The 17,622-nt window shown below is 70.8% G+C and carries 16 protein-coding genes and 1 pseudogene; 7 read left to right on the forward strand and 10 right to left on the reverse strand.

Translation table 11 applies throughout. The features are described from left to right. Positions 1 to 95: 95 nt before the first annotated feature. Both ABD908_RS22045 and ABD908_RS22050 read right to left on the reverse strand, forming a co-directional pair. Positions 96 to 983: a metal-dependent hydrolase gene (locus tag ABD908_RS22045; RefSeq protein ID WP_345000054.1), complete on the reverse strand. Its 888-nt coding sequence runs from the start codon at positions 981 to 983 to the stop codon at positions 96 to 98. A gap of 26 nt (positions 984 to 1,009) precedes the next feature. Beyond that, positions 1,010 to 2,506, reverse strand: a complete 1,497-nt coding sequence (locus tag ABD908_RS22050; RefSeq protein ID WP_345000057.1) for a flavin-containing monooxygenase — start codon at positions 2,504 to 2,506, stop codon at positions 1,010 to 1,012. A gap of 119 nt (positions 2,507 to 2,625) precedes the next feature. Here ABD908_RS22050 and ABD908_RS22055 point away from each other — a divergent pair, with 119 nt between their 5' ends. Further along, positions 2,626 to 3,258, forward strand: a complete 633-nt coding sequence (locus tag ABD908_RS22055) for a TetR/AcrR family transcriptional regulator (RefSeq protein ID WP_345000059.1) — start codon at positions 2,626 to 2,628, stop codon at positions 3,256 to 3,258. Continuing rightward, positions 3,255 to 4,670 (forward strand): ABC1 kinase family protein, encoded by a 1,416-nt coding sequence (locus ABD908_RS22060; protein ID WP_345000061.1) that lies wholly within the window; start codon positions 3,255 to 3,257, stop codon positions 4,668 to 4,670. The genes ABD908_RS22055 and ABD908_RS22060 overlap by 4 nt, the downstream gene beginning before the upstream one ends. On the opposite strand, the gene ABD908_RS22065 is transcribed toward ABD908_RS22060, so the two are convergent. The 5 genes from ABD908_RS22065 to ABD908_RS22085 all read right to left on the reverse strand — a co-directional run bounded on the left by ABD908_RS22065 (position 4,654) and on the right by ABD908_RS22085 (position 8,422). Further along, the gene (locus ABD908_RS22065) at positions 4,654 to 5,958 is read right to left on the reverse strand and encodes an AMP-binding protein (protein WP_345000063.1); all 1,305 of its coding nucleotides are present in this window, start codon (positions 5,956 to 5,958) and stop codon (positions 4,654 to 4,656) included. The two genes, ABD908_RS22060 and ABD908_RS22065, sit on opposite strands and share 17 nt — an antisense overlap. Further along, positions 5,955 to 6,395 (reverse strand): DUF3349 domain-containing protein, encoded by a 441-nt coding sequence (locus ABD908_RS22070; RefSeq protein WP_345000065.1) that lies wholly within the window; start codon positions 6,393 to 6,395, stop codon positions 5,955 to 5,957. The genes ABD908_RS22065 and ABD908_RS22070 overlap by 4 nt, the downstream gene beginning before the upstream one ends. Positions 6,396 to 6,509: 114 nt before the next feature. After that, the gene (locus ABD908_RS22075) at positions 6,510 to 6,815 is read right to left on the reverse strand and encodes a DUF3349 domain-containing protein (RefSeq protein ID WP_345000068.1); all 306 of its coding nucleotides are present in this window, start codon (positions 6,813 to 6,815) and stop codon (positions 6,510 to 6,512) included. 34 nt (positions 6,816 to 6,849) lie between these two features. Further along, positions 6,850 to 7,143 (reverse strand): hypothetical protein, encoded by a 294-nt coding sequence (locus ABD908_RS22080; protein ID WP_345000070.1) that lies wholly within the window; start codon positions 7,141 to 7,143, stop codon positions 6,850 to 6,852. A 16-nt stretch (positions 7,144 to 7,159) separates the two neighbouring features. After that, positions 7,160 to 8,422 (reverse strand): inorganic phosphate transporter, encoded by a 1,263-nt coding sequence (locus ABD908_RS22085; RefSeq protein WP_345000072.1) that lies wholly within the window; start codon positions 8,420 to 8,422, stop codon positions 7,160 to 7,162. A 304-nt stretch (positions 8,423 to 8,726) separates the two neighbouring features. On the opposite strand from ABD908_RS22085, the gene ABD908_RS22090 reads away from it, so the two are divergent. Further along, positions 8,727 to 9,872, forward strand: coding sequence for a BTAD domain-containing putative transcriptional regulator (locus ABD908_RS22090; RefSeq protein ID WP_345000073.1), 1,146 nt, complete (start codon positions 8,727 to 8,729; stop codon positions 9,870 to 9,872). A gap of 243 nt (positions 9,873 to 10,115) precedes the next feature. Here ABD908_RS22090 and ABD908_RS22095 read toward each other — a convergent pair whose 3' ends face one another. Beyond that, positions 10,116 to 11,042, reverse strand: coding sequence for a 1,4-dihydroxy-2-naphthoyl-CoA synthase (locus ABD908_RS22095; RefSeq protein WP_345000074.1), 927 nt, complete (start codon positions 11,040 to 11,042; stop codon positions 10,116 to 10,118). 343 nt (positions 11,043 to 11,385) lie between these two features. On the opposite strand from ABD908_RS22095, the gene ABD908_RS22100 reads away from it, so the two are divergent. Then, on the forward strand, positions 11,386 to 12,813 hold the full coding sequence (locus tag ABD908_RS22100; RefSeq protein ID WP_345000075.1) for a purine-cytosine permease family protein: 1,428 nt from the start codon (positions 11,386 to 11,388) through the stop codon (positions 12,811 to 12,813). Between the two features lie 49 nt (positions 12,814 to 12,862). Then, entirely contained in the window at positions 12,863 to 13,915 is a 1,053-nt protein-coding gene (locus ABD908_RS22105) for a hypothetical protein (protein ID WP_345000077.1), read from the forward strand. 12 nt (positions 13,916 to 13,927) lie between these two features. Here the strand turns inward: ABD908_RS22105 and ABD908_RS22110 are convergent, their stop codons facing one another. Both ABD908_RS22110 and ABD908_RS22115 read right to left on the reverse strand, forming a co-directional pair. Beyond that, entirely contained in the window at positions 13,928 to 15,181 is a 1,254-nt protein-coding gene (locus ABD908_RS22110) for a saccharopine dehydrogenase family protein (protein ID WP_345000079.1), read from the reverse strand. Between the two features lie 57 nt (positions 15,182 to 15,238). Continuing rightward, positions 15,239 to 16,306 carry an AbrB family transcriptional regulator gene (locus tag ABD908_RS22115; protein WP_345000081.1) on the reverse strand — a complete coding sequence of 356 codons (1,068 nt, stop codon included), beginning with the start codon at positions 16,304 to 16,306 and terminating at the stop codon, positions 15,239 to 15,241. Between the two features lie 100 nt (positions 16,307 to 16,406). Here ABD908_RS22115 and ABD908_RS22120 point away from each other — a divergent pair, with 100 nt between their 5' ends. Both ABD908_RS22120 and ABD908_RS22125 read left to right on the forward strand, forming a co-directional pair. Further along, complete coding sequence (locus tag ABD908_RS22120; RefSeq protein WP_345000083.1) at positions 16,407 to 16,829, forward strand: MarR family winged helix-turn-helix transcriptional regulator; 423 nt, start codon at positions 16,407 to 16,409, stop codon at positions 16,827 to 16,829. Positions 16,830 to 16,894: 65 nt separating this feature from the next. Next, positions 16,895 to 17,512, forward strand: a pseudogene (locus ABD908_RS22125) (thiamine pyrophosphate-binding protein); the annotation flags it as partial. Between the last annotated feature and the right edge of the window lie 110 nt (positions 17,513 to 17,622).

Here is a 17,622-nt window from a genome sequence, read left to right on the forward strand (position 1 = left end):
GGCGCCGGTGACGAGGGCGACCCGGCCGCGGATCGGATCCCGGCGGCCGGCGAACGACGCACGCGCGGTGGCGGCGACGTGGTCGAGGATCGCGGTCATGCGGCTGCGCGGGCTGCCGGAGACGTGGCGAGGTATGCCACGGCCTGCGCCGTCGAACCGATCGATGCCGGGTCGAACGACGGTTTGAAGTAGATGAGCGTGAACTTCACGACGGTGCGGATCTTCGGCAGGATGTTGCGGTGACTGCCCTTGAAATACTCCCACCACAGCCGCGGGTAGGACAGGTGCAGGTCGGGATCGGCGTCGCACATGAACCGCGCCTCCCGGTGCAGCAGGACCAGCAGGCAGACGACGACCACCACCATCGCCCGACAGCGGTGGAGGTAGCCGGGGTCGAAGTAGGTGGCGACGTCGTGCGCGACGCTTCGGTGCTCGACCTCCTCGGCGCCGTGCCAGCGGCAGATGTCGGCCATCGTCGGGTCCACGTCGTAGTCGTCCCACGCGGAGTTGAGGACGAAGTCGCCCAGGATGGCCGTGTAGTGCTCGATGGCTGCGATGAGCCATAGGCGCTGCACCATGTCGTTGTATTTGGCCTTGTCGGAGTGCTGCGAGCGGGGTGCGAGGATCTTTCGGAAGATGTACTCGGCCTGTCGCAGCGCAGGCGTGGTGTCGATTCCCCGCGCCTCGAGGAACTCGCCGACGGCCTTGTCGTGGGACTCGGCGTGCATGGCCTCCTGGCCGATGAAGCCGCGCATGGTGCGGGCGAGGTCCTCGTCCTTCACGAAGGGGAGGGCCTCGTTGTAGACCTCGCAGAACCAGCGCTCCCCCTCAGGCAGCAGGAGGTGCAGGATGCAGACCATGTCGGACACCGCGGGCTGTCCCTTGATCCAGTGCAGCGGTGTGCGCGTCCAGTCGAATCTCACGTTGCGGGCATGCAACTCGACTTCTTGCGGCTCGAGGTCGCGCCGGGGTGTCGAATTCATAGCAGACTCCTGTCCAGGAACGGGTATCACGCGAAGGCGTAGTCGGTGAGCGGGAACCGATGCGCGTCGCGCCGCGCCGACACGACCGAGCTGGGGCGCAGGATGCTCGCCTCGCCGTGCGGGTCGAAGTAGTAGCTGTGCGAGCCCGCGCAGCTGCCGAGTTGGAACACCGAGCGCTCGAGCCGATGGGTCACGTCGCCCAGGAAGCGGTCGTTGGCCTCCTCGGTGACCTCGATGGTGGTGGCGCCGCGCCGGTCGGCCTCGTCGAACAACCTGTGTAGCAGCACCATCTGCGCCTCGATCGTCCAGAAGTAGGACAGGCCGGTGTACGAGTACGGGCCGTGCAGCGAGAAGAAGTTGGGGAAGCGAGGCACCGAGATGCCCTCGTATGCCTGGAATCGGTTGTCTCGCCACCATTTCCCGAGGTCGCGCCCTCCGCGTCCGATGACCTCGATCGCAGGGAAGTTCTTCTCCCACAGCGAGAACCCGGTAGCCAGCACCAGAACATCCAATTCGGTGACGGTACCGTCGCCGGTCACGATGCCTTCCGGCCGTACCTCGGTGATGGTGTCGGTGTTCAGCGTGACGTCGTCCCGGCCGAACGTCGGGAAGTAGCTGTTCGAGAACGTCGGCCGTTTGCAGCCGAACGAGTACTCGGGGGTGAGGGCACGGCGCGTCGTGCGATCGCGCACCTGGGAGAACAAGTGCGCCTTGGCCAGCAATGCCGCGAACGAGTTGAAGCCGCGACCGTATTTGAAGTTGAGCACGCCCACTGTCGAGAGGATCTCGAGGACCGCAGAGTTCGCCAGGCGCGCAGCCTGCTGCGTGGCCGGCGCCTTCGCGAAGACGCTGCGCGCCCACGCCGGCACCGGGAAGTCGACCTTGGGCACCACCCAGATCGGGGTGCGCTGGAACACGGTGAGATGCCCGGCGCGCTTCGCCAGCTCGGGTACCAGCTGTACGCCGGTGGCGCCGGTGCCGATGATGCCGATCCGGCGACCGTCGAGTTCCGCGGAATCGTCCCACCTCGCGCTGTGGATCACGGTGCCGGCGAACGTCTCGATGCCGGGGATGTCGGGCAGCTTGGGCTGCGAGAGGTAGCCGGTCGCGGTGATCAGGTACCTGGTACGCAGGGTCCCGACCTCCGTCGTCCCCGCCCCAGCCCCGGCCACCGTGACCACCCACTCGGCTGTGTCCTCGTCCCAGACGGCGCCCGTCACCTCGACGCCGAACCGCATGTGCCGCCGCAGGTCGTACTTCTCCGCGACGTGTGTCGCGTACGCCTTCAGTTCGGAACCGGGCGCGTAGAGGCGGGACCAATCCGGGTTCGGCTCGAACGAGTACGAGTAGGTGACCGAGGCGATGTCCACGGCGAGGCCGGGGTAGCGGTTCACGTGCCAGGTGCCGCCGAGATCCTCCTCGCGCTCGAGGATCACGATGTCGTCGCGGCCCATCCGTTTGAGTTCGATCGCGGCGCCCATGCCGCCGAACCCGGCGCCGATGATGATCACGTCGTGTGTCATAGGTGTGTCGACTCCCTTGTCGAGGCCCGGTGCGGGGCCCTGTCCGCCGCCCCAGCCGGAGCGGAATGACATGTCATTCCGCGACCATACAGCGGATCGAAGCCGCTAGGCTAGGGCGCATGGTCATCCAGACGCGGACGCAGGCGAGCGCGGAGCAGCGCCGCATCGAGTTCCGCGAGTCGATCGTGGCCGCGGCGTTCGACGAGTTCGCGCAGCGTGGCTACCACAACACCTCGATCGCGGACATCGCGCGTCGGTTGGGCATCGGGCACGGCACGTTCTACCGGTACTTCGAGAACAAGCGGGACATCCTCGACCACGTGGTGTCGGACACGGTGGAGAAGATCACCGGGGTCCTCACCGACGAGGAGCCGTCCGACCAGGCGAGCAGCCTGGACGAGTACCGCGAGCAGTCGGACCGGATCGCCCGGTCGCTGCAGGAGATCTTTCACGCGGACCACCGGCTGATCCGGATCCTGCTGTTCGAGTCGACCGGAATCGACCGCGAGCTCACCGAGCGGCTGACCGGCCTGCTCGAGACCGCCGCATCGTTGACGGGGGAGTATCTCGAGAACGGCGTCGAGCGCGGCTTCCTGCGCTCCGACCTCGACACTGCGAACACGGCCCGCGCCATCAACGGGATGATCCTCGCGGGCGCGATCCACGGACTGTCGACCCCGGAGACGGTCGAGTCGTTCCCCGCCGCGGTGTCGACGCTGATCTTCGGGTCGATAGCGTCCAACCAGCGATGACCGAGCGCCGCGAGCGCATCAAGCGCGGCGCGCAGCTGGGCGGGATCGTCGCGCGCACCGCCGTCGACGGTGCCGTCACCGGCGTGGCGGCGGCCGTGTCGGCCGGTACGCGGGGCGACTCCCCGGATACGCCGGGCGGCGCGGCGGGTATATCCGGTGGCGCCGCGGGTACGCCCGGCGACACCGCGGAGGAGCGGTCCGCGATCCGGGCCGCCAACCGCCTCGTCACCGTCCTCGGCAACATGCGCGGCGCCGCGATGAAGCTCGGGCAGGCGCTCGCCACCGTCGACCTCGGCCTGGTTCCCGAGCACGCCCAGCCCGAGTTCGCCGCGCGGCTCGCAGCTCTCACGGATCGTGCGCCGGGCGCAGACTTCGCCACCGTCCGGCCCATCATCGAGGCCGACTGCCCACGCGGCGCGTTCGCCGAGATCGACCCGGAGCCGTTCGCGGCCGCGTCGATCGGGCAGGTGCACCGGGCCCGGACCCGGGACGGCCGCGACGTGGTGGTCAAGGTGCAGTACCCGGACATCGACGTGATACTGCGTGCCGACCTGAAGAACCTGCAGCTGTTCCTCCGGATGTGGCGCGGGCGGCGCGCCGACCTGTTGCGTGCCGACGGCGTGGTCACCGAGATCGGCTCGACGCTGCTCGAGGAGCTCGACTACGCACGCGAGTGCGCGACGCAGACGGAGGTCGCGGCGCACTTCGCGGGACACCCGTTCATCCTGGTGCCCGCGCCGCTACCGGAGCTGTCGGGGCCGCGGGTGCTGGTCACCGAGTTCTGCCCGGGTGGACGGTTCACAGAACTCGAGGACGCGCCGCGAGCCCAACGGGATCGGGCGGCCGAGATCCTGCACCGGTTCTACGCGGGTGGCATCTTCGGCGACGGACGGTTCTGCGGAGACCCGCACCCCGGCAACGTGCTCGTGTGCCCGGACGGGCGGCTCGGATTCGTGGACTTCGGACTGTACAAGCGGCTCACGCGCGAGCAGGTCGCATTCGAGGGCGGATGCTTCCGCGCGGCGTCCGATTCACGCTCAGACGACCTCATCGAGCTGCTCCGGGCCGCCGGCGCGATCCCCGGCACCGACCCCGACCCCGACGAGCTGCTCGCCTATTTCCACGCCGTCGGGCCCTGGCATCTCACCGACGGTCCGCTCGAGGTGACCGCGGCGACCGTGCGCGCCGCGGCGGCGGCGGTCACCAGGCCGCCCGCCGCCGACCCGCCGCTGCGGCTGCCCGCCTCGCATACGCTGTCGCGCCGCGCGGAGATGCTCGCGTTCGGCATGATCGGGCGCCTGCGCGCCACCGCCGACTGGCACCTGATCTGCCGCGAGTGGGTGTGCGGCGACCCGCCGGCCACCGAGCTCGGCCGCCAGCACGCGCGGTGGGCGGCTACCCGAACCGCGTGACCAGGGCCCGGCGATCGACCTTGCCGGGGCCGCGCCGGGGGAGCTCGTCGACGTGGAACACCTCGCGCGGAGCGGCCGTGCGGTCGAGCGTTGCGGTAACGGTGTCACGGATGTCCTCGAGCGTCGCCGTCCCCACCACCGCGGCCACCACGCGCTGGCCCAGCCGCGGGTCCGGGAGACCGAAGACGGCGACCTCCACGACGCCTGGCGCGCGGGCGATCGCGGCCTCCACCACCTGAGGGATCACGGTGAGGCCCCCGGAGGAGATCGCCTCGTCGAGGCGGCCGGTGACGGCGAGAATCCGCCGTCCGTCCGGGGCGTCGGTGAGCGTGCCGGCGTCGTCGGTGCGGAACCAGCCCGGGCCGGGCAGCGAGGTGTGTGTGAACGCGGGGTGGTCGGGCAGGCCCCGGTATCCGAGGGCGACGGTGGCGCCGCCCAGGAGGACGCGGCCGGGCTGATGCGGCCCGCTCGCTCCGCTCCCGGCGCCGGAGTGATGCGGCCCGCTCGCTCCGCTCCCGGCGCCGGAGTGATGCGGCCCGCTCGCTCCGCTCCCGGCGCCGGGGTGATGCGGCCCGCTCGCTCCGCTCCCGGCGCCGGGGTCGAGCCGGATCTCGACGCCCGGCAGCGCGACACCGTCGTACACGCAACCGCCGCACGTCTCGCTCATCCCGTAGGTGCGGACCATGCGGATGCCCGCGGCGAGCGCCGCCTCGCGCAGCGGCACCGGGCATGCGGCACCGCCGATGAGGACACCGTCGAACTCGGCGAGCGTGGCGGTGGCGGCCGGGTCGGCCAGCACCTTGACCAGCTGGGTGGGAACGAGGGAGACGTAGCGGCGCGGGCCGGTCATGCGCGCGAGGCCAGCGGCGAGGGATGCGGGGTCGAAACCGCCGGTCACGTCGATGCCCACGGGGGTGTATCCGGCGCCGAGGGACCGCAGCATCACCTGCACACCCGCGACATGGTGCGGCGGCATCGCGAGCAGCCACTGGCCGGGGCCGCCGAGCCGCAGGTGGGTGCCCGCGGCGCTCGCGACGAGTGCGTCTCGGGTGAGCATCGCACCCTTCGGGGTGCCGGTGGTGCCGGACGTGGCCACCACGAGGGCGACCCGCTCGTCGATGGGCGCGCCCGCGCCGAGGGCGTCACCGAGACGCCGGGCCTCGTGCGCGTCGTGCGCGGGCACGGGCAGCACCGCGTCGGCGGTGCCGTCGAGCAGCGCGGACAGACCCGCGAGCGCGGAGTCGACGGTGTCGATCGGGAGCGGAGTCAGCAGGGGAGAGGGGCTCATGCGCCGCCGTACGGGCCGGAGCCGTGCGGGTCGTCGTCACCGTCGGTGCGCGGGGGGTCGGCACCCGCGTCCGGGCCCTGTTCGTCGGGGCCTGGGCCGGCGCCGTTCGTGTCGTGGCCCAGCGGGTCGTTGTCGAACGGCCAGCCCTTGCGTTCGAGCCGCTCGCGCACCCGCTCGATGTCGTGCTCGAGCGGGAGATCGTTGGTGCGGCTGCTGATCGCTACGCCCGCGTCGACCCGGGTGATCGGCTCGATACCGTCGACGGTCACCGTCGCCTGTCCGATCAGGTCGCGGGTGACCTGCTTGACCTCCTCCTTCGTGAGCTGACGCTCGAGGAGCGCGAGCAGCGGCTGGTAGTCGTTGACGGGCACCCCGTCGGGGTACCCGGCGCGCAGCCAGGTGGTGATGCGCGCGATGAACCCGGGCCCTCGGGCCATGTCCGTGACCTGCCTTTCCCAAGAGAAATGCGTCAGCCTCCTACCCGACAGGATAGGAGGCTGACTACCTGGACGCCTGCGGTGAAGCCTAGCGTGGGTGGAATGCCTGATTACTCAGCCGGCGAAGCCGGTGAGCGGCCAGCCGCCGGCGGCGAGCCGGGAGGCGACCTCGCGGATGTCCGCGGGGTCCGGGATCGCGTGGGTCACCTTGGCGATGGCATCCTCGATCTGCTCACGGGCCACGGAGCCCGCGGGGCGCGCCTCGAGCAGCTGGCCGAGCACCTGGTGCTGCTCGTCCTCGGTGAGCGTGCGACGGAGCAGGGCCAGCAGCGGGAAGTAGTCCTTCGGCGGAACCCCCTCGGGATAACCCGCCCGCAGCCAGCTGAGGACCTGAGTCGCCGGGTTCTTGTCGTTGGTCACGCGCGTCTCCTGTACGGGATCGGTGCTGCTCGGGTCACTTGTGGAACGGCGGGAAGTAGTGGAAGTCGAGGGTCTCGCCCTGGCCCTGCGCAATGATCGTCGCGATGCCGAAGATGATCACCACCACCACGAACGCGAACGCGACGTAGGCGACGACCTTCCCGATCGGGTTGCCCTTGGTCACGGAGCCGTCGGCGTGCTCGTGCCCGTCGCCCGCCGCGTAGGCCCGGATTCCGACGGCGAACAGGGCGGGTAGTGCGGCACCGAGGACCAGGCCGGCGATCAGGATCTTCCAGGCGGCATCCCAGAGAGCGGTAAGCATTTCCATGTCAGTCAGTGCTCTTTCAGGCGTTCGCAGGGGTCTTGGGCGGGGTGATCGAGTGGGTCTTGTCGTCCCAATCGGCGTTGACGTTGTTCGAGTCGATCTTCTGCTGCTGTGCGCGCCGGTACATGTAGCCGGCGAGGGCGAGCAGGATCACGAACATCACGTAGGGGCCGACCGTGGGGATACGGTCACCGATCTCCCACATGATCGCGCCGACGACGGCCGCACAGGGCAGGGTGATCACCCAGGCCGCCAGCATGCGGCCGGCGACGTTCCAGCGGACCTTGCCACCGGGCTTACCGACGCCCGAGCCGAGGATCGATCCGGTGGCGACGTGCGTGGTGGACAGCGCGAAGCCCATGCCCGTCGATACCAGGACGACGGTTGCGGTCGCGGCCTCGGCGGCCATGCCCTGCGGCGAGTGGATCTCCACCAGGCCCTTGCCGAGCGTGCGGATGACCCGCCAGCCGCCGATGTACGTGCCCGACGCGATCGCGACCGCGCAGGCGACCTTGACCCACAACGGAATGTTGTGCAGGTTGTGCCACGCGAACATCCCGGTGGCGTTCTTGTCGTCCCAGCTGTAACCGATCAGGGCGAGGGTGATAACACCCATCGTCTTCTGTGCGTCGTTGGTGCCGTGCGCCAGCGACAGCAGCGAGGCGGTGCCGATCTGGCCGATCCGGAAGCCCGACTCGGTGAACTTCGACGCCACCCCCGCGACGACCTTGTACACGATCCACGTTCCCACGCCGGCCACGATTCCGGCGATCACCGGCGAGATCAGGGCCGGCAGGATCACCTTGCCGACGACGCCGTCCAGTTGCGCACCGTGGCCGTTCCACACGACGCCGCTCATACCCAGCGCCGCGATGGTCGCGCCGATCAGTCCACCGAACAGCGCGTGCGAGCTGGAACTCGGCAAGCCCAGCAGCCAGGTCAGCAGGTTCCACACGATGCCGCCGATCAGGCCGGCGAACACGATGACCAGCAGCGCGTGGCCGTGGTTCTCGGTCATCGAGCCGACCGGCAGGCCCTTGTGCGGGCCCGAGCTCTGCTGGATCTTGACCACCGAGTTGGTCACCGTGAGTGCGACGGCCACGGAGAGGAACGCACCGACCAGATTGAGGACCGCGGAGATCGCGACCGCCGTCTTGGGCTTCAGGGCGCCCGTTGCGATGGACGTGGCCATCGCGTTCCCCGTGTCGTGGAAGCCGTTGGTGAAGTCGAAACCGAGGCCGGTGACGATCACCAACACCAGAATGACCAGTTCACTGTTCATGAGTTCAGATTCTGCTGCCCGGCTGATCGAATCGCCAAACATCGGTTTCGCTCGTTTGAAGACGCTGACCTGGGGCTTCGTGGAGGAGACGGCGACAGTTCACGCAATGTTCATCAAGTCGCGTCCCGTGCGACGCGCCGCGGTGGGTGTCCGGTTCCTCCCCGGTCGCCTGACGTTTCGTATCAGGCTTCCTCGCCGCCGCCCGAGCGAGAGTGCGGCCGGCGCGGAAGAGCCGCGCATGAGGTCTCCGTCACGCGTCTGCCAGGCTGCGGTGCAAACCTGTGTGGAGGCTTAGTATTCGGGCATGAGTTCCCTGGACATCCGCGTACTCGGACAGGTGTCGATGTCGGTCGACGGCGGCGCCAACGAGGTGTCCGGCGTCAAGCCTCGGTCTGTGCTGGCCCTGCTCGTGCTCAACCGGAACCGTGCCGTCACCGTCGACTCCCTCAGCGAGCAGGTGTGGGACGGCAACCCGCCCGCGTCTGCGGTCGCGAGCCTGCAGGTGTTCGTGTCGGGGCTGCGGAAGGCGCTGCGCGGGCCGCTCGGGCCCGACGGTGCCGGTTCGGGTCTCGACGCCGCGCTGGTCACCGCCGGCCGGACCTACCGCCTCGACCTGCTGCCCGAGCAGTCCGACATCGGCCGGTTCGCGGCGGCCCGCAGGCGGGGCACCGACCTCGCGGCCACTGGACGGTACGAGCAGGCGTCGCTGATGTTCGCGAAGGCGCTCGGCGAGTTCCGGGGCGACGCGGTCGCCGACCTGCGCGGACTGCAGTTCGCCGACACCTTCGCGCTGGGCATGGCCGAGGAGCGGGCCGCGGTGCAGTCGGCGATGTACGACGCCGAGATCGCGGCGGGGCGCGCCTCGGCGGTGGTGGGGGACCTGCGCCGGTTGGTGCAGGAGAATCCGCTGCGGGAGCCGCTGTGGGCGCAGCTGATCACCGCGCTGTACCTGTCGGGGCGACAGGCCGACGCGTTGGACTCGTGCCGCGGGTTGCGCCGGACGCTGGCGGACGAGCTCGGGATCGACCCGTCACCGTCGCTGGTGGCGCTGGAGGGCGCGGTGCTGCGCCAGGAGCCGCTCGCCGTGGCCCCCGCCTCGGCCGCCCGGCCCGCCGACCCGCGCGCGTTCGAGAAGACCGAGGCCGATGTGCGGGACGGCGCCGCGATGCCGCTCGGGCGCCTGACCGCGCCGGACGGGACCGAGTACGCCGTCGCCGGCGAACTGCGGCTGGGGCGGCTGCCCGACAACGACGTGAGCATCGACGACACCAAGGTCTCCCGCGAGCACGCGGTGATCACGCGGACGGTGTCCGGGTTCGTGGTGCGGGACCTGCAGTCGTCCAACGGGGTGTATGTCGGCGACCGCCGCATCGACGGCTCGGCGGTGCTGTCCGACGGTGACGAGGTGACGTTGGGGCGCACGACGTTCCGGTTCGCGGTGGAGAGTTAGCGTCCTCTGACGCGGGGTCGTGTGGCGCGTGCCCGCATCGGCGGGCGTCTGCCCTCTCGGACGCCGCCTGATCGTATCGAGGGTAGTCGGGCGGCCTCACGGATTGCCCGGCCGAAAAGCGCTCCCGCGCCGGTTCTTTCGACCGCGGCAGTGACTTCCGGCCGCGGGAGCGGCCTGGGCGACCTGCCGTTCGGCTCCGCTCTCCCCTCGGCACGACGACGCTCGACGTGACCCGTCGCCGAGTCAGAAGTAGTAGGGGTACGGCGACCAGTCCGGCTCGCGCTTCTCCAGGAACGCGTCGCGGCCCTCGACGGCCTCGTCGGTCATGTACGCGAGGCGGGTGGCCTCGCCGGCGAACAACTGCTGGCCCACCAGTCCGTCGTCGAGCAGGTTGAACGCGAACTTGAGCATCCGCTGCGCCTGCGGCGACTTGCCCAGGATGTCGGCGGTCCACTCGAGCGCCACGTCCTCGAGCCGGTCGTGGTCGATCACCTCGTTGACCGCGCCCATCTCGTGCATCTCCTGCGCCGAGTAGGCGCGTCCGCGGAAGAAGATCTCCCGCGCGAACTTCTGGCCTACCTGCTTCGCGAGATACGCGCTGCCGTAGCCGCCGTCGAAGCTGCCCACGTCGGCGTCGGTCTGCTTGAACCGCGCGTGCTCGCGGCTGGCGAGGGTGAGGTCGCACACCACGTGCAGGCTGTGGCCGCCGCCGGCGGCCCAGCCGTTCACCACGGCGATGACCACCTTGGGCATCGTCCGGATCAGACGCTGTACCTCCAGGATGTGCAGGCGGCCGCCCTCCGCCTTCACCCGCGCCTCGTCGACGCCCTCGACACCCGCCGCAGCCACGTCCGAGTCGTGGGTGGTGGCGTACTGGTAGCCCGAACGCCCCCTGATCCGCTGGTCGCCACCCGAGCAGAACGCCCACACCCCGTCTTTCGGCGCCGGTCCGTTGCCCGTGATCAGCACCGCGCCGACGTCCGGCGACTGCCGCGCGTGGTCGAGCGCGCGGTACAGCTCGTCCACGGTGTGCGGCCGGAACGCGTTGCGCACCTCGGGTCGGTCGAACGCGATGCGCACGGTGCCCTGCGTCTTGTGCCGGTGGTAGGTGATGTCGGTGAGGTCGTCGAAGCCGGCGACGGGGTTCCACAGCTCGGGGTTGAACGTCACCCGGACGACTCTACTGTCGCCGTCACGGCGTCCACGACGGCCCACATGATCGCCGCCTACCTGCGGTGATACGGCGCTGCCTCGCTCACCGAGCGGATCGTCGGCGGTGACCCTACGATTCCCGTTACGCCCTGGGAGGTAGGGATGCAGAGGCCTCCGTTCGTGCTCTACGTCGAGCACGTGGCCCGTCGCCGGGTCGACACCTACACGAGCTGAAAACACCAGAGTGTCTATTCAGGAAACAAGGGTTGACACATAGGACACTCGAGTTCAGAATTGTGACCCGAGACACAGGGCGCTTCCGTCGTACCGGTCCCGTATCCAATGAGAGGCGAGGAACGCCATGGCCGACAATCCCGGCGCAGGCCTGATCGAGACCCGGTCCATCGACTGGGTGCCGCACGACGAGCGACACGGCAAGCTGTGGCACCAGTTGCCGCTGTGGTTCAACGGCAACTTCCAGTACTTCTCGATCCCGATCGGCTTCATCGGCCCGAGCATGGGGCTCTCGCTCGGCTGGACCGCGGTCGCCGTGGTCGTCGGGATCGTGATCGGCACCCTGTTCATGGCGTTCCACGCCTCGCAGGGGCCGCACCTGGGACTACCGCAGATGATCCAGTCCCGTGGGCAGTTCGGGTACCGCGGCGTGGTGATCCCGCTGGCCGCGACGCTGTTCACCTACGTCGCGTTCAATATCGCCGACCAGGTGCTGCTCGGCTCCGGGCTCAAGGCGACGTTCCACTGGAATGCCCAGGTGGTGGCCGTGATCTCCGCCGTCGCCGCCGCACTGCTGGCGATCTTCGGCCACGACTGGGTGCACCGGGTGTTCCGGTGGATCCTGGCGGTCGCGCTGCCGCTGATGACCGTCGTCACCGTCGGCGTGCTGCTGGGCTTCGGCGGCGGCGCCACACACGGCCACCCCGGGGCCTTCACCTGGGTCGCGTTCATGGCGCAGCTCTCCGCCGCCGCCGCGTACAACATCACCTACGCGCCCTACGTGTCCGACTACTCGCGCTACCTGCCCGTCACGACTCGCTCGTCCGGCGTGATCGCCTCGGTGTTCGGCGGCGCGTCGATCGCGGCGATCTGGCTGATGGTGCTGGGCGCGTGGATGGCGATCCGACTCGGCGCCACCGACGGCCTGGCCGGTCTGCAGACTGCGGGCGACAACGTGGTGCCGTACCTGGGCACGATCGTCGCCCTGCTGTCGGTGCTCGCCCTGGTCGCGACGATGGGGATGAACGCCTATGGCGGGGCGCTGACGGTGCTCACCATCATCGACAGCTTCCGCTCGTTCAAGCCGAGCCCCCGATCGCGCGTGATCGCGGTGTTGGTGCTGGCCGTGGTGTGGTTCGCCGTCGCCGAGTCGATCAGCGGCGGTGCGGTGCAGACGGTGGAGGTCGCACTGACCCTGATGCTGTACCTACTGGTGCCGTGGACCGCCACCAACCTGGTCGACTTCTTCCTGGTCCGCAAGGGGCACTACGCGATCGTCGAGTTCTTCAAGCCGAACGGTCTGTACGGGACGTGGGCGTGGCGAGGTCTTGTCGCCTACGCGGTCGGGTTCGCCGTCGAGATCCCGTTCATGGTGTTGCAGGGCCTGGGTCCGGTGAACTACGTCGGCCCTGCGGCCAGAGCGCTCGGTGGCGTCGACATCGCGTGGCTGGTGGGGCTGGCCGTGACCTCCGTCGTCTACTGGCTGTGTGCGCGGTCGCTCGACCTGTCCGCCGAGGTCGAACTCGAGCACGATGAGGACGCGTTGCTGGAGTGAGCCACACCGGCTTGACAGCGCACGGGCAAGTGAGGCTAGCCTTTTTTAGGTGACCGCAACCTGTGCGGTCTCGGGCGAGAGGGTGGCCATGCGGGTCGAGTGGGATCACGCCGGAGGTGAGCCGACCGTCACCGTCGGCACGCATACGGAGTCGGTGCCGCCGTTCGTGCTCGAGGACGACTGCACCGGGCCGATCCTCGGCGATCCGATCGGCACCCACCGCGACGTGACCTTCGTGCGCCGCGCCCCGCGCGGTCGCTGGCCCCTGCTGTCCGTCGACGGTTCCGGGTTCGCACTGATGCAGCCCGCCGGCGGCGGGCTGTGGTGGCGCACGGAGTCTCTGCCCGAGGACGCCGTGGTCGCGTACCGCTACGCCGAATGCCACCCCGATACGGACCTTCCCGACGACGCCGAGCTCGGCCGCCGCGCGCGTCCCGATCGGGCGCGCGGCGTCCCGCGGCTGCCCGCCCTCGACGGGGGCGAGGCGTCGGTGCTCGTGATGCCGGGCGCACCCGATTGGGCGCACTGGCCGGCGTGGGGGCCCGACGGTGGCCGCTGGTGCCCGGACGACCTCGGCGGCGGCCGGCGGTGCCGGGTCCGCCTCGGCTCCGCCGTCCCGCGCGCCCTGCTGATCGCGTTCGACGGTGACGTCTGGTCCCGCCTGCCGCTCGGCGCCGCGCTGCCGCCGGACGTCGACGCCGTGGCCGTGTGCGGCGATGCCGACCCGGACGAGGCGACGCGACTGGTCGAGGGCGCGATCGCCGCGTGGGGCCGCGCGCGCGGGCTCATGCCCCGGCCGGTCACCGTCGTCGCAGGTCAGGGTGGTAGTACCGCGGCCGCCGCGGTGGTGTTCGCCGACCGTCCCGACCTGGTGGACGCGGCGGTGGTGCAGTCCCCGTCGGGGCCGCTGCCCGTGCCCGGCGACGGCGCGGGCCGTCGGGTCCTCGTGCACGGATCGCGCCCGTGGGCGGGGCGATACGCTGCCGGACTCCGCGGCGCCGGCGCCGCCGTCGAGCACGTCGCGATGGTGGGCCGAGACGGTGTCGCCTGGTGGTTCCCGGGCCTGCTGCACGCGGTGGACGTGCTGGGGCGTCCCGACTGACTCGTTCCGGGCTCAGGCCCGCTCGGTGACCTCCACCGTGAATCCCCGCGCGCGCAGGCGCTCCGCGAGGACACCGTCGAGCGCGACGGCCGGGGTGAGGACGCCGGACCGGTTCGGCAGGGGGGCGCCGCCGCGGGCCGTGTCACCGTCGAGCGCCAGGGCCAGCGAGCTCTCGCCGAGCATCACCGCTGTTCCGGAGTAGCCGGGGTCCTTGTGGGCGGCGACGCGCGCGCGATACCGGCGGCCGGAGGTGGTGGCGGTGTACACGTCCATCGTGAACCGGCCCGCGGCCTGCGACCGCTCGCTGGGGCCGCTGCCCGGCTTGGGTAGCACCTTGTTCAGCAGTGGTCGCAGCGGCTTGGCCGCGATCGCCGCGACACCCAGGCCCAACCCGGCCAGCACACTGTAGGACCCGACCGTCGACAGGATCGCGTTGCGGCTCACCGCCATCGCTTCGCGGTACCGGAAGTCGGGGCCGTACGCCCAGTCGAGCAGCGCGTTCGAGCGGCGCACCACGCGCGTGTTGTACGGCGCCATGAAGAACGGCGCCAGCGAGCCCGTCAGCTCGGGGTCGACGTCTGCGCCGGCGATCACGGCCACATCCGCCGGCTGCTTCGGGGACTCCCGCTGCAGGTCCGTGGTCAGCGAGTGCGGGCCCATCGCGATCCGCCGCGCGTCCCGGTCGGCCGTCACCTCGTCGATCAGCCCCACCGCGGAGGCGACGGTGCCGCCGCTCGCGCCGCCCTTGACGTACGCGACCAGGGTCGTCGTGCCGAGCGTGCCGGCACCGTCGGACCGCGCCCGGTCGTACAGCAGCCACGTCCCCAGATCGGATGGGATGGAGTCGAACCCGCACGAGTGCACGATCTTCACGCCTGCCGCCACCGCCTGCTCGTGGAACTTGTCGATGCTGCGCCGCGCGAACAGGACCTCGCCGGTGAGGTCGGTGTAGTGCGTGCCCGCGTTCACGCAGGCGCCGACGACCGTCTCGCCGTACAGGGCGTAGGGGCCGACCGTGCTGCACAGCACCGTGGTGCGCGCCGCCATCGCGTCGAGCGAGGCGGGGGAGTCGACGTCGGCGGTGATCAGCGGCCAGCGCGCGGCGCGGCCCCCGATCCGGGAGCGGACCTGCGCCAGCTTCGCCTCGGTGCGGCCGGCGAGGGCGATCCGCACGTCGTCGGGTGCGTGGCGGGCGAGATGGCGGGCTGTGAGCTCACCGACGAAGCCGGTGGCGCCGAACACGATGACGTCGAATTCGCGGGACATGTCGCCCAGGCTAGTCGCGCCGACGGGCCGTCCCCGCGTTCGCGGGTGGGTGGCCCGTCACGCCCGGGCGTGCGCCGTGTCGGGAGAGTCGGCCTCGGCGTGGCGGGCACGCCAGGTGCTGAAGCCGCGGGCCGCCCACGGGGCGAGGAACAGCATGAGCACCACGCGGGTGATCTGGGCGGCGACGACGAAGGTGATGTCGACGTTCGACGAGGCCGCCACGGCGAGGACTGCGTACAGCCCGCCGGGGGTGGTGGCGAGGTAGCCGTCGAGCGCGCTGGTGCCGGTCGCGGCCGACAGCGCCAGGCCCAGCGCCGCGGATGCCGCGCCAAGGGCGACGATCAGTCCGACCGCCCACGGCAGCAGGCGCGCGAGGTGCGCCAGCGACTCCCGGGTGAAGCCGAGGCCGGCCTGCCAGCCGATCGCGAGGTAGCCGAGGGCGACCAGCGGGCCGGGCACCGTCAGACCCGGGGCGACGCCCCACAACCCGACGGCCGCCGACAGCACGAGCGGGCCGAGCAGCGCGCCGGCGGGCAGATGCGTGAGCCGGCCGACCGTCACGCCCACCGCGACGCAGCCGACGGTGAACAGCACGTCCGCCCACCAGGGCCGATCGGCGATGACGGCGGTGCCCATCGCGGCGCCCGGCGGGTGCGGGTACAGCGCCGCGACCGCGGGCAGGGTGAGCGTGACGAGCACGATCCGCAGGTACTGGATCACCGCGACCGTGCGCTCGTCGCCGCCGAGCTCGCGGGTGATCGCCACGAGGCCGGACGAGCCGCCGGCCACCAGCGCCAGCGATCCGGTCAGCGAGTCGGTGTCACGGTGGCGGCCGAGCAGCGCGCCTGCGATCACCGACAGCAGCAGCGTGACGAAGCCGGCGGCCAACACCGCGGGCCACCGCGAGCCGAGCGTGCTGAGGGTGTGCGACTGGATCATCGTGCCGATGTAGCACCCGAGGACACCCTGCGCGGTGAGCTGCGCGGGCCGGGGGATCCGGGCCGGGGCGCGGCCGCTGAGGGCGAAGCCGATCGCGCACGCCAGGGCTGCGAAGAGCATCGCGCTCGGCATGCCGAGCGCCTGCAGGCCCGCGCCGACGGCCACGGAGACGACTGCCAAGCTCATCCATCGGATCGTCATCCCCCAGCGCATAAACAAAGTATCTACTTGCCATTATTCGGTGTCAAAACGGCATACACGAATAGATGGCAAGTATTATCTTGGTATGTCGGACGCAACGGATCTGCGCATCGCGGTCAATGCCCTCAATCGCGAGCTCCGCGGCCACCGCGGGCCCAGCGGCCTCACCCAGACCCAGTTCGTTCTGCTCGGCTATCTGGACCGGGCCGGACCCGCGACGCCCGCCCAGCTCGCGGAGTACTTCAAGGTCAAGGGGCAGTCGCTGACCCTGTCGGTGAACGTGCTCACCGAGCGCGGCCTGGTGAGCCGGCGGCAGGACGAGGTGGACCGGCGCCGGCAGTTCGTGGAGCTCACCGACGCCGGTGCCCGGCTGGTCGAGCAGGACCGCCTCGCTCGGGACGAGTGGCTCGACGCGGCGATGGCCGACCGGCTCAGCGACCTCGAACGCGGGGTCCTGCGCCTCGCGGTACCGGTGCTGCTCGCGTTGGCGGGTGACGTGGGGGCGTGAGCCGGGCGATTACTGTGGGCCGGGTGAGTACCGCCGATCAGAGCGAGTCGAACCCCGCTCCGTCCATGGGAGGGGTTGCGGACTCCGCTCGTTCCTCGCTGCGCCCTAACCCCTCCACCCTGCAGGCGCGCGTGATCGTCGACGAGCTCGTGCGCGGCGGGGTGACGGACGTGGTCCTGTGCCCCGGCTCGCGCAACGCGCCGCTGTCGTTCGCGGTGCACGCGGCCGACGCCCGCGGCGACCTGCGGCTGCACGTCCGGATCGATGAGCGCAGCGCGGGCTTCCTCGCGGTGGGGATGGCGGCGGCCACCCGCCGCCCGGTAGCGGTGATCATGACGTCGGGCACCGCCGTCGCCAACCTCAGCCCCGCGGTGTTCGAGGCCAACTACGCGCGTGTCCCGCTTGTGGTCATCAGCGCCAACCGGCCCTACGAGCTGCTCGGCTCCGGGGCCAACCAGACGGTCGAGCAGTTCGGCATCTTCGGCACCCAGGTCCGCGCCGCCATCAGCCTCGGCCTGGCCGAGCCGGGCCTCGACCGCAACTCGCAATGGCGCAGCGCCGTGTGTCGCGTCCTCGCCGCGGCCCGGGGGGCCCGCAGCGGCAACGCCGGACCCGTGCAGTTCGACGTCCCGCTGCGCGAGCCGCTGGTCCTCGACGACCCCGCGCCGACCGCGGCGCAGGGAAGGCACCGACCGAGGTGTCGCGTCGGACCGCCCGCGAGGAACTGCCGGCCGCAGTGCTGCGTGTGCTCGTCACGACGCGCGACGCCGTGAAGCCGCTGAGCAACGTGTAC

It is taken from the genome of Tsukamurella soli (genome assembly GCF_039541155.1).
Lineage (GTDB): Bacteria > Actinomycetota > Actinomycetes > Mycobacteriales > Mycobacteriaceae > Tsukamurella > Tsukamurella soli.